We start from the raw sequence: 13,765 nt of genomic DNA on the forward strand, positions 1-13,765 counted from the left end.
GTGTCAGTCTTCCGGCGATCGTCGGTCCGCTATGGCCGCACGCCCGAACCCGAAACCCCCTACCAGCGCGCGGCGCGGGTTTGGGATGAACGCATCGGCTCCGCCCGCGTGCAGGCCAAGAACTGGCGGCTGATGGCCTTCGGTTCGCTGATCCTTTCTTGCGGCCTCGCTGGTGGGCTCGTCTGGGAATCCGCGCACGGCACCGTCGTTCCCTGGGTGGTGCAGGTCGACAAGCTCGGGGAGGCGCAGGCAGTGGCGCCAGCCACCGCGGACTACAGGCCGAACGACCCGCAGATTGCCTGGTATCTCGCCCACTTCATCCAGATCGTTCGCTCGCTTCCGGCCGATCCAATCATCGTGCGGCACAACTGGCTGCAGGCTTATGATTTCACGACCACGGCGGGCTCGGTGGCGCTGAACGACTATGCCCGCGCCAATGACCCCTTCGCCAATCTCGGCAAGCAGCAGGTCGCGATCGACGTCTCCAGCGTCATCCGCGCCTCGCCCGACAGTTTTCGCGTCGCTTGGGTCGAGCACCGCTATCAGGACGGAGCGCTCGCCGGCACCACACGTTGGACCGCGATCCTCACCATCGCAATTGCGCCGCCCACGGACGCCGATCGGCTGCGCAAGAATCCACTCGGCATCTACGTCAGCGCTATCAACTGGTCGAAGGAGCTGGGACAATGACCCCGCCGAATTTCTCGAAAGCCGGCGGTCCGGCTTGGCGCTTTTCCATCGTTCACCAAAATTGGAAAGACGGCGATACGTCTTTCCGTAAACCCGCCTTTGCGGCTTTGCTGATGGTCGCCTCGGTGCTTGGCGGCTGCGCGCACAATTTCATCCCGCCCGACATCAGCTACGATAGTGCCGAGCCAGCGACGCTCACGACCGATCCGCCGTCGCCCATCAAGATCGTAGAATTGCCCCAGCCCCTGCCGCTCCCTGGGCAGTTAAAACCGCTCGCTGGGAGCAAGCGCACGCCCGAAGCCGCCGATCCGAAGGTTCGCGTCAAACAGGCCAACGCCGCGGCACGGGTGCAGCCGGTCCGCAATGGCTTCATCAACGCGGTACAGATCTATCCGTTCTCGGGCGGAGCCCTCTACCAAGTCTATACGGCGCCGGGTCAGATCACCGATGTCGGACTCCAAGAGGGCGAGCAACTCGTCGGCTCCGGTCCGGTCGCCGCCGGTGACACCGTGCGCTGGATCATCGGCGATACCGAGAGCGGTGCGGGCGCGACCAAGAAGATCCACATCCTGGTCAAGCCGACGCGGCCGGAATTGGTCACGAATCTCGTGATCAACACCGACCGCCGGACCTACCTCCTCGAGCTGCGCTCGACGGAGAAGACCTATATGGCCTCGGTCTCCTGGCAGTATCCTGAGGACCAACTGATTGCACTTCGGCGGCAGAATGCGGCCGCTGAAACCGCAGCCCCCATTGCGGCCGGCGTCGATCTCGCCGCGATCAACTTCCGCTACGCAGTCGAGGGCGACGATCCGGCCTGGCGTCCGCTGCGCGCCTTTGACGACGGGAACAAAGTCTACATCGAATTCCCCACCGGCATCGTCCAGGGCGAAATGCCGCCGCTGTTCGTCATCGGTCCGGCCGGCGGCTCCGAACTGGTGAACTACCGAGCGAACCGCAATTACTACATCGTCGACCGCCTGTTCGCTGCCGCCGAATTGCGTCTTGGCGACAAGGATAGCGAACGGCGCGTGCGCATCGTCCGCACCGACGGAAGGCCGCGCTCATGGCGATAGGCAACGAAGACGAACGTCAGAGCGACAATCCGCCCGTCGCGCCGCCCGACCTTCGGCTCCGAGGCGAGCGGCCGCGTGTCACACGCCTCTCGCGCAAGGTGCTTATCGGCCTCGGCGCGGTGTCTGCCCTCGCAGTCGCGGGCGCGCTCGGCTATGCCCTCCAGACCGGCAACAAGTCGCAGACCGGCCAAGAGCTGCTCAGCACTCAGAACCGACCTTCGGCCGAGGGCCTAGCCGGGTTGCCGAAGGACTACACCGGTCTGCCGCGTCAAGCGCCGCCGCTCGGGCCGCCGTTGCCCGGCGATCTCGGCAAGCCGATCCTCAACGCAGGCGCTGCAGCGAATACCGTGGTCCCGGGAATGACGTCCGATCCGGAGGCGCAGCACCGAGCCCAGGAGATCGAGGCGGCGCGCGTCAGCCGTCTGTTCGCCCAGACTGCTCAGCAACCACAGAGCATCGGCCAAGTCATCCCGAATACCTCGAACGGAGCCACGACGCCGCCGGCCACGACACCACCCGTCGATGCGGGATCCACCCAGAACATGCAGGACCGCAAGGAAGCCTTCCTCAACGCTTCCACCGACAAGCGCACGGTCAGTCCGGACCGGCTCGAGGCCAAGGTCGCGCCCTATGTCGTGCAGGCGGGCACCGTAATCCCGGCTGCACTCATCACGGGCATCAGGTCCGATCTGCCAGGCCAGATCACCGCTCAGGTCACCGAGGCGGTGTACGATAGCCCCTCCGGAAAATATCTTCTGATCCCCCAGGGGGCCAAGCTGATCGGCCAGTACGACAGCTCGGTTGCGTTTGGTCAGAGCCGCATTCTCCTGGTCTGGACCCGCATCATCATGCCGGACGGCAACTCGATCGTGCTGGAGCGCCAGCCCGGCGCCGATACCGGAGGTTATGCCGGGCTTGAGGATGAGGTCGACAACCATTGGGGCATGCTGTTCAAGGCCGCGGTCCTCTCGACCATGCTCAGCGTCGGAGCCGAGGCGGGTACTAGCCAGAACGAGAACAATCTCGTTCAAGCGATCCGCAGCGGCGCATCCAACAGCATCAGCCAGACCGGCCAGCAGATCGTGCAGCGCCAGCTCAACATCCAACCGACGCTGACTATCCGGCCAGGTTTCCCGGTTCGCGTCATCGTCACGCGCGATCTCGTGCTGGCGCCGTACCGGAAGGGAGCAACACCGTGACAAAGCTCAAGCTTGGGCCACTCGAAGACGACAAACCAGTCAAGCTCACCGTCGAGCTGCCGGCGGCGGTCTTCAGGGATCTCAAAAGCTATGCTGAGATCCTAACGCGTAGTGGAGGCACGACGACGCCGACCGAGCCCGGCAAACTGATTGCGCCGATGATAGAGCGATTCATGGCAACCGACCGCGCTTTTGCGAAGGCCCGACGAAATGCGGCTCAGCCCGCACCTGGATCAGCCGAGAGATCCGGATAGCGCTCGCGAAGCAGGTCAAGGAACGGACGTAGCGATGGATTGCCGTTGGCCTGCCGCCAGTAAGCGCGGAAGCTCAGCCGGGTCGGACCCTCGGCGTCATGCACCTCGCGGAAGGTGACACCCGGATAGGTCGCGCCGGTCGCACCTTCCAAGGCCAACAGCATTCCCCAGCCGGCGCCGACCAGGGTGAGGAGCCGATCGAGCGACACATCATGACGAAGTACCGGACATGGATCGGAAGTTCCCAACTTGCTGATGAGCAGTTTGTGGAATTCCGGTCCAGGGCCGTGCTGTGACAATAGTAGGGCTTCATGCCGCAGTTCGCCCCAGTGAACTACATTGCGGGCTGTCAGCGGATGGTGTTCGGGAAGGGCGACGACGACACGTTCGCTCTACACCAATAATGACTTGTCGCTCCACCTCGGATTGGGCTCGGCCACGAACGCGATATCAATGGCGGAGCTGGCGAGATCGGACATCAAATCGTCGCTCGATCCGTCGACGAAATGCGGTTTGACATCAGGGAAGCGCCGCTGGTGCTCGAGAAGGGTGGCCCGTAGATTGCCGGCGGAGAATGAGGCGTGGATCCCGATGTTCAATAGACCGCTCTCGCCGCGCCAGCGGCTCTTGAGGCGGCCGGTCATCGCCTCAGTATCATTCACGATGCGCCGGGCAGCATCGAGGAATTCCTGACCTTCGATGGTCGGTCGCGTACCGGCTTTAGTGCGCTCGAAGATGGCACCGCCCAACTTATGTTCGAGATTGCGCAGGCGGCGACTCAGCGTTGACTGCTTAACCCTGAGGGTCTCTGCCGCTTGGCGGAGGCTTCGGTGCTGGGATGCGACGATAGCCCAGCGTAGAGCTCGAAATTCCATTGGCACGGTCGAAGCGCAACCCCCTCTAGCTCGTATGATTCGGTGCTACCATGCCAAACCGCAGTTGGGATTGATCAACAAAACAACTGGTAGTAGAATTTTCTTCCAAATCAATGGGAAGCAAAGTTTCAATCTAAATGGGTAAAATCGGGAATATCCGCGGTGGTGGCCCGATTCTGCGCGACCCTGCCCAGGGCATTCGCTTGCCGAACTGCTGTCCATCGGGCCGGGAGCTTGCTTGCTTTGCCCTGCAATCATTCGGAGAATCTTGTCGAGGGAACAGCGAACTGTGCATCGGTCGAGTGACATACAATCGGACGATCCACAGACTGCAGAAGCCGGGTTGTGATAAATAAATCCCGAGTTTGCATGGACGAGGTTTTCCGGTTTCGAGCCTGTCGCGCCGATTGCGTTATATGATGAGCCGAACTTGCGCGCGGGTTTGACCGTGATTCACCATTTCGGGTCGATTTCCCGGGCGTATCGCCTGGCCGGATTGGCGCGACTCGACGTCCGATAGCGCGCGCCTGCCGCCGCCGTCAGTTCCTTCCGCGTCACCATGGTTAGCCGCCCCACCTTCGCCCCCGGTCGTTCCCGATCCAAGGGAGCAATTTACGTGAGGCAACGGCTTAGCATCCGGTAACAATTAAGGTGAGGCAATGCGACCTTGTCATCGACGGCAGTGTCCTGCTTGTAAGGGGGCTCCAGCCGCCGGTTTCGGGCATTGGTGGCCATTGTCGCATCGGGGATCAGTCGTGCAGACCTTTTGTACTTCCCGCTTTGCGGCCCTTCTCTCATCCTCACTTTCATCTTCGCCTTGATTTTCGCTCAGCATATCCATCACATGCTGCTCGGTGAGGCTGTTCCAACTCACGTTGGCGCGGATCAGCGACGCATCGATGTGAACCACTTCTGCTGTTGCGATCTTGGCCTTCAGGCAGGCCTCGACCGTGCGTTTGAAGATCCTACGGAATCGCTCTTCGCCCCAGCGCTGGCGGATGCGCGTCAGGCTTGAATGGTGCGGTAGCTGCTCGTGCAGGCCATAACCAGCAAACCAGCGAATGGCGATGTTGACCTGAGCCTCACGGATCAGCTTGCGATCGTGTACGATCCCGGTGAGCAGACCCGCGAGCATCAGCCGTACCGCGGCTTCCGGATCGATGCCTGGCCGACCGTCGTTCGCGCAGTCGGAGACCTCTTCCCTTAGCCAAGACAGGTCGAGCACACGATCGACCGCGCCAGCACGTGCTCATCTGGGACGAGCTGTTTCAGCGAGCCCGTGATGAAGAGCTCCAACTGATCCCGCTCCTTGCGCCCCAGCATCTCGTTTGCTCCGCCGATCGCGAATCGCCGACGAGAACGGAATCAGCCAATTGGAGCTTTTTCAACGACCCCCATGTGCGTGAGTTGCTAGCCCGTCCTATTCGTGAGAGTGCGTTTTTTTAGTCCGATTGATGTGGCCGCACATCTGCTCTGACGAGGCGCACAGGATTGCCTTCGGCTTTTCACCGCCTGACGACCCGTACTTTGCAACGCGCTTGAGGGATGGGTTGGGCGAGCGGGGGGCGGACGCCCCGCCGGTCAAGGACCGAGCGGCAGCAGCGCGCCGGGCAAGCCGCAGATCAGGTCGGCTTCGGGACATGCCGCGGCAAACGCAAGGCGAATGCGGCTCGTGGTCTCGACGACACGGGCAGCGAGTTTCAACGAGACGAAGACGCAGCGTCGTGAACTCGGCTGTGGCCAGTTCCCGGGCTTTGGGAATCGCGTCGCGCACGGTCAGCATCAGCCAATAAGCGGCGGTGTGGAGAACGAGGCGGACTTGATTGGCGAGCGCCGAACGGCAGCTGGTGCGGTCGGAGGCGAGCTGTGTCTTATGCAGCTTGATCAGATTCTCGGCTTGGCCGCGCGCGCAATACAGGCTGTCGTAGATCCACGCGGCCGAGCCGACATCGAGGCTGGTGACGACGAAGCGGATGTCGAGGCCGAGCATCGTCGCCTCAATACGGGCGACGGTGCGTCGTTCGCGATCCCAGGACTTTGCCTTGTGGCGCGTCTCGGTATAGCCACGCAGAACCGGCAGGTTCTCGATGGCGCGTCGCGTGCGGATGTCGTCGGCGACCGCGTCGACTTTTCTGGCGAGCGGCTTGGTGCCGGACAGACCGAAGATGTAGTCGATGCCGTTGGTCTCGCACCACGCCATTGCCTCCGGCCGGGCATAGTGCCCGTCGCCACGGAACGTAATTCGCGTGTTGTGCCACCGCGTCCGGATATGCCGTATCAGGCGGCGCAGATGGGCACGCACCTCGACGCCGCCCGGCGTCTTGCCGGGCCGCAGCACGACCGCCACGGGCCGGCTCTTCTCTCCGTGTCGTAGACGTGGATCGGCAGAAAGCAGCGTTCGTCATAATGAGCGTTGAACAGCGAGAGCTGCTGATGGCCGTGGACGACATCGCAGGTATCATCGATGTCGAGCGTGACGGATGCCGGCTCGCGCGGGTAGCTATCCATCCATGCGTCGACCAAAGTGTAGGTCAGTCGGATCACGTCGCGCAGGCGCGGAGCATTCTCCAGCCGCGACAGCGTCGGTTGGGAACACAGATCGCGACCCGTGTCCGGCAGCCGTCCGCAGGCCAGCTTGAATGCGGGATCGGACCGCAGATGATCGAGGTCGTCGGCGTCCTCGTAGCCGCAGCAGATCGCGAACATGCGCGCGCGGAACATATCGACAAGGCTGTGCACGACCCGCGTCGGATCGCGCCGATCCGGAAACACCCGGGCCAAATTGTCGGCCAAACCGAGACGCCGCTCGGCCATGGCCAGAAGCATCACGCCCCCGTTCGAGGTTAGCCGCCCACCATCGAAGGCAGCTGTGACTTTCTTGGCGTGAACGGCTGGAAACGAGAAGGGCAGAATCGTATCATCGGTCATGGCGGGCGTGGTGTTCGCGGCTGAAGCTGATGGGGTTGGCTTTGCAACCGAATCCTACGCCGCATCAGCGCCTTACACCACGCTCGCCAGCCTCTCAGGCGCCCTCTCGCGAATAAGACGGGCTAGATGTTCCAGAACCGTATCTTCGAACCGACGTAGGCGCACGGCGCGATGGGGCTAATAAGTAGGCGGAAAATCTGACCGCCATTTCGGGCGAGGCCACATTCTACCTGTTGGCAGTTCCCAACGATCAATCTAATAGGCGGGTTATAGCCAGTGATTTGACGCCCGAGCTCATGGCATGCTTTGCACATGGAAACTCGTGCACTTGTGGCTTGGAATGTGCGTCGGATTCGGATTAGCCGCGGCATTTCGCAAGAGAACTTGGCTTATCAGGCCGGCGTTGACCGCTCCTATTTGGTCAGTCTTGAGCGGCAATCGAAAAACCCGACAATTGATCTGCTCGAGCGCATCGCCGAGGCGCTGGAGGTTCATTTGTCCGAATTCTTCGTTCGGCCTGTGACGCCCAAGACCTTTCCTAAAGATCGCAACCGGTGAGTTTACGTCGTCGTTGGACGGGTTAGCCATTATATGCGATTGGGCAGAGCGCTCGAAGATAGCACCGCCCAACTTATGTTCGAAATTGCGCAGGTGGCGCCTCAGCGCTGACTGCTTAACTCCGAGGGTCTCTGCCGCTTGGCGGAGGCTTCGGTGCTGGGATACGACGAGCGCCCAGCGTAGATCTCGAAATTACGTCGAAACCTATGACAGCTTGCTCGTGATCAAGATTTCTCTTGAAGGGAGCTTGCACTGCTTCGCGCCGCCTCGTCCGCCCGTTCACTGTTCCTATGGCCCCGATGGGGACAGTCACTTTCGCAGTCCTGCTAGCGCTTGCGATCCTTCCTGCCTGGCATATTTGTGTTTCGGCATGGAATAAGGGCTCTGACTCATATGTGGAACGGCCCGGGCTGCAAGATCTTTCTCTGGTTGAACAAGGGATGACGGTGCGGTCATATGTTCGGCCTGTGAAGCGGCGCCTGGCCGCTGGCCACGATGATATCCGCGGAAGCAATCGCCCAATCAATTTCTCGCGCTCGAAGCGCAGTGAGTCAGGCGGTCTGATTGCTACCGGGAATGACGTCATTCGGGGTTCATCCAGATTTGCACCTTGCCTCCTCGGCAGCTTTCTTCTTCCGCCGGAGAGCTCTTAAGATTAGGATTTCAGCATTGCGGCCGGCGCCTGATAGATGCCGCCTCTGACCAGCAAGGCCCAGATCGTGCGCGCAATCTTATTGGCGAGCGCGACCGATACGACCTTGACCGGCCGTCTTTGCAGCATGGTCCGAATCCAGAGTGGGACTTTCAAGCCTCGTTTAGCAAGCTTGATGATAGAGGTCGCACCAACGATCAAGAGCGTCCGTAGTTGCCGATTTCCACGCTTTGATATCGCGCCGAGCCGTTCTTTTCCGCCGCTCGACTGTGCCCTCGGTGTGAGCCCCGTCCAAGCCGCAAAATCTCGTGCAGTCGCAAAATTGCGAGCGTCCAAAACCGATGTCCGAACGGTAGCGGCGATGAGAGGACCGACACCCGGAATGCTCATCAGACGCCTTCCATCGGGGTCCTTTCTGACGGCAACCAAAATCTCTCTGTCGAGCTTCTCTATGCGGGTTGTAAGCAGCTCAATCTGTTCAGCGAATAGGATCAGGGCAAAGCGGGCCGCGCCGGGGATCCTATTGTCTTTTTCGTCCCGGAGAAGCACCAGGAGTTTTGCGATGCTTGCCATGCCTGTGCCGGCGATAATGCCCAATTCGGCCATATGAGCACGTAGGGCATTTGCAGTCTGGCTGCGCTGCCTCATCAGCAGCTCTCGCGTTCGCAAAATCATGCTGGCCGCTTGTTGTTCGGCAGTCTTCACCGGTACGAACCGCATTGTCGGGCGGGTGACCGCCTCACAAATGGCTTCAGCATCCGCCACGTCGGTCTTGTTTCGTTTGACGTAAGGCTTCACGTAGGCTGGCGGCATCATGCGCACAGCGTGGCCCAGCGCCGCGATCTCGCGTGCCCAGTGATGGGCACTCGCACAGGCCTCCATACCTACCAAGCAAGCTGGAAGGCTCCGAAAGAAGGGCAGAACCTGCGATCGCCGCAATGTGCGACGGACCAAGACTTTCCCGTTTTCGGCGATGCCGTGAACTTGAAAGATCGACTTGGCCAAATCCAAACCCACCGTGGTAATCTTCTCCATGGAACGGTCCTTCCTTTGTGGCGCCTCTCTACGCGACCACGTTAGGCACTTTTGATGCCGGTTCGAAGGGCCGTTCCACACCATCATTTCTGATGAAGTTCGCCGGCGACTGTGGTTCTTCAACGGAGAATCGGCGCCATGCGGACAGGCTTTCGAATTTCGTCGCTCGTACCGAGTGGTTTGGTGTTTGATGGCGTAAGTGATTCAGAGGATTCGGTTATTCTGGCTGTTCGGTCAGAGGCTACGGAGGCCCAGTGCCCTTTGTGCACGACAGCATCGCGCCGAATCCATAGCCGTTACATCCGGCACGTGGCCGATTTGCCATGAGCGGGCAGAAAGGTGCGCCTCCGATTGCTCACGCGGCGCTTCACATGTGAGGTGCCGCATTGCCGCCGGCGGATCTTCTCAGAGCGGTTTGGAGAAGACATCGTTCCGCTTCGACGGCGCCGGACGGCACGGCTGGAATACATCGTCCATCACTTGGGGTTGGCGCTGGGCGGCCGGCCGGCGGCAAGCTTCGCCAAGCGGCTCATGCTGCCCGTTAGCAACGATACCTTGCTACGGGTGGTCCGCCGGCGGGCGGCGATGCCGACAGATCCATTGCTTGTTGTGGGCATCGATGACTGGGCGTTCCGGAGAAACCATCGATACGGGACGATCGTGTGCGATTTGGAGCGCCGGCGGATCGTTACCCTGCTGCCCGACCGGGAAACTGCGACCGTTCGGGCGTGGCTATCGAGGCACCCAGCGATCAACATTGTGTCGCGAGATCGCGGTGGTGGATACGGCGAGGCAGCAGCCATGGCGCTGCCGAACGCCATCCAAGTCGCCGACCGCTGGCAACTGATGGAAAATGCGAGCGCGGCCTTCCTTGGTGCGGTGCGCCGCTCCATGAACAGAATCCGAACCGCAATCGGAGCGACGACGATCGACCCGGAATTGCTGACCTGTGCGGAAAAGCTGCGCTATCAGGGCTATCTGCGGCGCCAGGACAGCCATGCCGTAATTACGGCTCTCGTCAGCGACGGTGTGCCGCTCAAGGAGATCGTCCGCCGCACAGGACATAGTCGCAATCTGGTTCGCCAAATTAGCCGCGGCGGCGGTACGGATATGTTCCGCACCCGTCAAAGCACCCTGGACGGGTATCTGCCGTTCCTGGACGCGCAGTGGTCAGGCGGCTGTCGCAACGGTGCCGAGCTCTGGCGCCGCTTGAAGGGACAAGGCTTCAAGGGATCGCTGCGCGTGGTGGCGGAATGGACGACGCGACGGCGGCGTGCCGAGACTATCAGCCATCAACAATTGCAGAAGGTCCCCGCCGCCAGGACGATAGCGCAGCTGATGACGACGAAGCGCGACCACCTAACCAGGGCGGAGACCGTCACGCTTGCGGTCATCGAACAAAACGTTCCTATGCTGGCCGATGCCCAAGCTCTTGTTGGCCGCTTCCACGCGATGATCCGAAGGAAGGCCGAGATCGAGCTCGAACCTTGGATTGAAGAATCCAAGCGGAGCCTCATTGCCTCGTTCGCGAATGGCATTGGCAACGATAAGGGCGCGGTGCACGCCGCTATTACGCAAGCATGGTCCAACGGCCAAGTGGAAGCCCAGATCACCAAGCTCAAGCTGGTGAAACGGCAAATGTACGGGCGCGCTAAGCTCGATCTCCTTCAGGCAAGGCTGATTGGCGCGCCATAAAAACAATCACGATCATCGAATATGCGTCAGAGCCAATATTGGGCTCTGACTTCACTTTTGATGAAGTTCAGGCGCCGGCTCGCGTTGGTTTCACAAGGGAATCAACATGATGCAGCGAGCCCTGCGACCGTCGGCCCTGATCCCTCCTGGGTTTGACGTGGAGAGCGCCGTCTGTGATGGCGCCACGACCGTGATCACCGTCCGTCCCAGGAGCGACAGGAGTCTGTGTCCCGGATGCGGAGCCAGTTCCGGGCGAATTCATAGCCGATATCAACGATGTCTTACCGATCTGCCGCTGGCGGGGCGGCCGGTTCGCCTGGTGGTCGTGGCGCGTCGCTTCCGCTGCTTCACCGTTATGTGCAGTCGACGTATTTCACCGAGCGGTTCGATGACGGGGCTCTGGCGCCCTGGGCGCGGCGAACATCACCAAAGACAAGGCCGCCATCAACGCTGCGATTACAACATCCTGGTCTAACGGGCAGACCGAAGGTCAGATTACTAAGCTCAAGCTTGTCAAGCGTCAGATGTACGGGCGCGCCAAGCTCGATCTTCTTCAGGCGCGCTTGATCGGCGCTACATGATCACCAATGCACCAAAATTGCGTCAGAGCCAATATTGCAGGCCGAATAACACACAGCATTGCTGACGCGCGTGCGATGACAGTGACCTTTAGTGCAAGCGTGGTCGGTTGTGAATGCCGCCACGCCTCCAATATGGGAGCGGCTTTTGGGTTTGGATTGCGACGACCTAGTCGCTTGGGATAACAGTATTGCCTGATGCAGCAAGCCCGCCCTCGCAAAAACAAGCCCCGGCCATAGGCCGGGGCTTTCGATCCGCCGTTCGTACTGCGGATCAATATTTCAGAAGAAACGGGCCGCCGAACTTATAGTTGAGCCGTGCAGTCACAAGATCGAAATCCTGGCGGACGCGATCGGTTCCGCCTGCGGGCGCGGGGAAGTGCACCGCTCCGGGCTGCATGAATAGGTGGTCGTACTCGAGACTGACCGACCAGCTCGGCGCGAAACCGTACTCAATCCCAGCTCCCAATGCACCACCCCAAAGAATGTGGTCGCTCTTCCCAAGCTGCGCGCCCGTGAGGGTCGAGCTAATCTGATAGGCATTGCTCGTCACTGCGGCACCACTTTTGGCGTAAAATAATACGTTGTCCACGGCATAACCGATCTGCCCCGTTACCACGCCGAACGCATCAATCTTGGTCTGGTTGATATCCGCAAACGCGACGCTGTCATTCGAGCCAGTCAAATCAGCCCAGTTCCCCTGGCCTTCAACACCAAGCACGATCTGGCCCATCTGCCTTCGATAGCCGATCTGGCCACCCACAGTACCGCCGGTCGCATCATGGCAGCCTTCAGGCGTGCCGCCATTGAAGTCCCAGCAATTCGAGCTTGAGCCCAAGCCGCCGTTCATACCGACGTAGTAGCCGCTCCAGTCGTAGATCGTAGCCGCAACAGGCTGCGGCGCAATGGTATAGAGAGGCTGGACGGGCTGCGCAACCAGATCCGCGCCGAATGCAGGCGCCGCCGCGCCAAGCGCCACAATGCTTACAGTCGCAAGCAACAAGTTCTTCATTTCTACTCTCATGTCTTGAGTGCCCCGAGCCTCGCGCGTCTTAACAATATCCGCGCGAATAGCTGTAACTGCATCGCAACATTTGGACCAAAAGGAATGCTTGAACCGAACCCAGCGTTAGGTTGCGGCGTTGCGGATCATGTTCAACTGCCTAGCAATGCTCCTTCGCGTGCCAACGTAATTTGCGTGGGCGTGGGCGAAAAGCGGGCTGCTGATCTCAGCGGTTGAAGCGCACCGCAAGCCACATGACGCCTAGCCACACCGCAGCCGAAAAGAGCAAAGCGCTTTGCAACGTCCTTGCTCTTATCCTGTGACGCCATCGAAGGAGCTGCGATGAGCAACCGGTGAAGCGCCGACCCTGTACAACAGCTATCACTTCATCGTAATCTGCGAACCGGAAGTGAGAGCGATGCTTGCGAATACGCCAGCCGCTCAGTGGGTGAAAGGCACTGTGCCCACACCTCCCCTCATCATCAAAACACGCGCTATTCTCAAGGACCTCGGCGAGGCGCTCGTCAGGTTTCATGATGCATCGCTGTACTGACTCTCGCGGATCGAGTTCTAGGAGGGAAGCCTCACCTTCGAAACCTCTCAGTTTAGGTCGGCGAGTTCAGCGAATCGAACTCGGCCAGGAAGCATTTGTCACGGTCAATGCGGCGCCGATCCTGCGCGAGATGAAATGCGAAGTCGTGCGATGGCTCTGGATCGCTCTTCTCGCCCAGTGCAGATCGCCACGGGCATCGAAGCTGTATAGATGCCGCAGGAGAGTGAAAGGTGCTCCTTGTCGATGCTGCCACACTCGTGCTCGCCGTCGCATTCGGTTCAAGCGCTAACTCGCGTGCCAGACATATCTTCTCCGCGGCGGCTCGCAGTCTTCACCGTCAGTGTCTCTGGTCAAACCGGCCATCAGTCACACGTTACACCGCGCTGTTGGGATCCACGCGAGCACGCGCGTGCCCTCCACGCCGCCGTCCGATTCTGTGCTCGACGAACTGACGGCGGCCGGCGAGTGGCAGATCGGCAAATTCCTTGCTTGAGCAAGACCGAATGCCGCATTGGGAACCACGCGTGCGGGAACGCGGAGCGGCGGCGGAGCAGAATTGTCGGAATGAAAGTAAGCGCCATAGAGCCGGGCGTGCTCACGTCGGTTGCTGGAACGCCAGCTGCGCATAGCGTATCCGAATCCAAAGCCGTCGAACAAGTTCATAGTGGG

8 protein-coding genes and 6 pseudogenes are annotated in these 13,765 nt (G+C 60.5%); 8 read left to right on the plus strand and 6 right to left on the minus strand.

Translation table 11 applies throughout. The features are described from left to right. From trbF to ACVWYI_RS38895, 4 genes are read left to right on the plus strand one after another with little or no spacing between them, the layout of a single operon-like run. Complete coding sequence (gene trbF / locus ACVWYI_RS38880) at window positions 1–690, plus strand: conjugal transfer protein TrbF (protein ID WP_456664819.1); 690 nt, start codon at window positions 1–3, stop codon at window positions 688–690. Beyond that, window positions 687–1,766 (plus strand): P-type conjugative transfer protein TrbG, encoded by a 1,080-nt coding sequence (gene trbG / locus ACVWYI_RS38885; protein ID WP_456664820.1) that lies wholly within the window; start codon window positions 687–689, stop codon window positions 1,764–1,766. Before trbF ends, trbG begins: the two co-directional genes overlap by 4 nt. Continuing rightward, window positions 1,757–2,965: a TrbI/VirB10 family protein gene (locus ACVWYI_RS38890; RefSeq protein ID WP_456664821.1), complete on the plus strand. Its 1,209-nt coding sequence runs from the start codon at window positions 1,757–1,759 to the stop codon at window positions 2,963–2,965. The genes trbG and ACVWYI_RS38890 overlap by 10 nt, the downstream gene beginning before the upstream one ends. Then, on the plus strand, window positions 2,962–3,219 hold the full coding sequence (locus ACVWYI_RS38895; RefSeq protein WP_247377240.1) for a DUF2274 domain-containing protein: 258 nt from the start codon (window positions 2,962–2,964) through the stop codon (window positions 3,217–3,219). Before ACVWYI_RS38890 ends, ACVWYI_RS38895 begins: the two co-directional genes overlap by 4 nt. Here the strand turns inward: ACVWYI_RS38895 and ACVWYI_RS38900 are convergent. The 3 pseudogenes from ACVWYI_RS38900 to ACVWYI_RS38910 all read right to left on the minus strand — a co-directional run bounded on the left by ACVWYI_RS38900 (window position 3,183) and on the right by ACVWYI_RS38910 (window position 7,022). Next, window positions 3,183–4,094: pseudogene (locus tag ACVWYI_RS38900) on the minus strand (LysR substrate-binding domain-containing protein). The gene ACVWYI_RS38895 and the pseudogene ACVWYI_RS38900 overlap by 37 nt on opposite strands. Before the next feature lie 864 nt (window positions 4,095–4,958). Then, window positions 4,959–5,417 (minus strand): annotated as a pseudogene (locus ACVWYI_RS38905) (transposase); the annotation flags it as partial. Between the two features lie 258 nt (window positions 5,418–5,675). Further along, a pseudogene (locus tag ACVWYI_RS38910) lies at window positions 5,676–7,022 on the minus strand (IS1380 family transposase). A gap of 312 nt (window positions 7,023–7,334) precedes the next feature. Between ACVWYI_RS38910 and ACVWYI_RS38915 the strand changes: the two are divergent. Beyond that, entirely contained in the window at window positions 7,335–7,580 is a 246-nt protein-coding gene (locus ACVWYI_RS38915) for a helix-turn-helix domain-containing protein (RefSeq protein ID WP_456664822.1), read from the plus strand. Window positions 7,581–7,631: 51 nt separating this feature from the next. Here the strand turns inward: ACVWYI_RS38915 and ACVWYI_RS38920 are convergent. Beyond that, a pseudogene (locus ACVWYI_RS38920) lies at window positions 7,632–7,760 on the minus strand (helix-turn-helix domain-containing protein); the annotation flags it as partial. A gap of 475 nt (window positions 7,761–8,235) precedes the next feature. Continuing rightward, window positions 8,236–9,267: an IS110 family RNA-guided transposase gene (locus ACVWYI_RS38925; protein WP_456664823.1), complete on the minus strand. Its 1,032-nt coding sequence runs from the start codon at window positions 9,265–9,267 to the stop codon at window positions 8,236–8,238. Window positions 9,268–9,405: 138 nt separating this feature from the next. Here ACVWYI_RS38925 and ACVWYI_RS38930 point away from each other — a divergent pair. The 3 genes and pseudogenes from ACVWYI_RS38930 to ACVWYI_RS38940 form a co-directional block, all read left to right on the plus strand. Next, window positions 9,406–10,962: pseudogene (locus ACVWYI_RS38930) on the plus strand (ISL3 family transposase). 109 nt (window positions 10,963–11,071) lie between these two features. After that, window positions 11,072–11,437 carry a transposase family protein gene (locus ACVWYI_RS38935; protein WP_456664841.1) on the plus strand — a complete coding sequence of 122 codons (366 nt, stop codon included), beginning with the start codon at window positions 11,072–11,074 and terminating at the stop codon, window positions 11,435–11,437. Beyond that, a pseudogene (locus tag ACVWYI_RS38940) lies at window positions 11,403–11,543 on the plus strand (hypothetical protein); the annotation flags it as partial. The gene ACVWYI_RS38935 and the pseudogene ACVWYI_RS38940, both read left to right, overlap by 35 nt. A 271-nt stretch (window positions 11,544–11,814) precedes the next feature. Here ACVWYI_RS38940 and ACVWYI_RS38945 read toward each other — a convergent pair. Beyond that, window positions 11,815–12,552, minus strand: coding sequence for an outer membrane protein (locus tag ACVWYI_RS38945; protein ID WP_456664824.1), 738 nt, complete (start codon window positions 12,550–12,552; stop codon window positions 11,815–11,817). Window positions 12,553–13,765 lie beyond the last annotated feature (1,213 nt).

Source organism: Bradyrhizobium sp. LB13.1 (genome assembly GCF_054056815.1).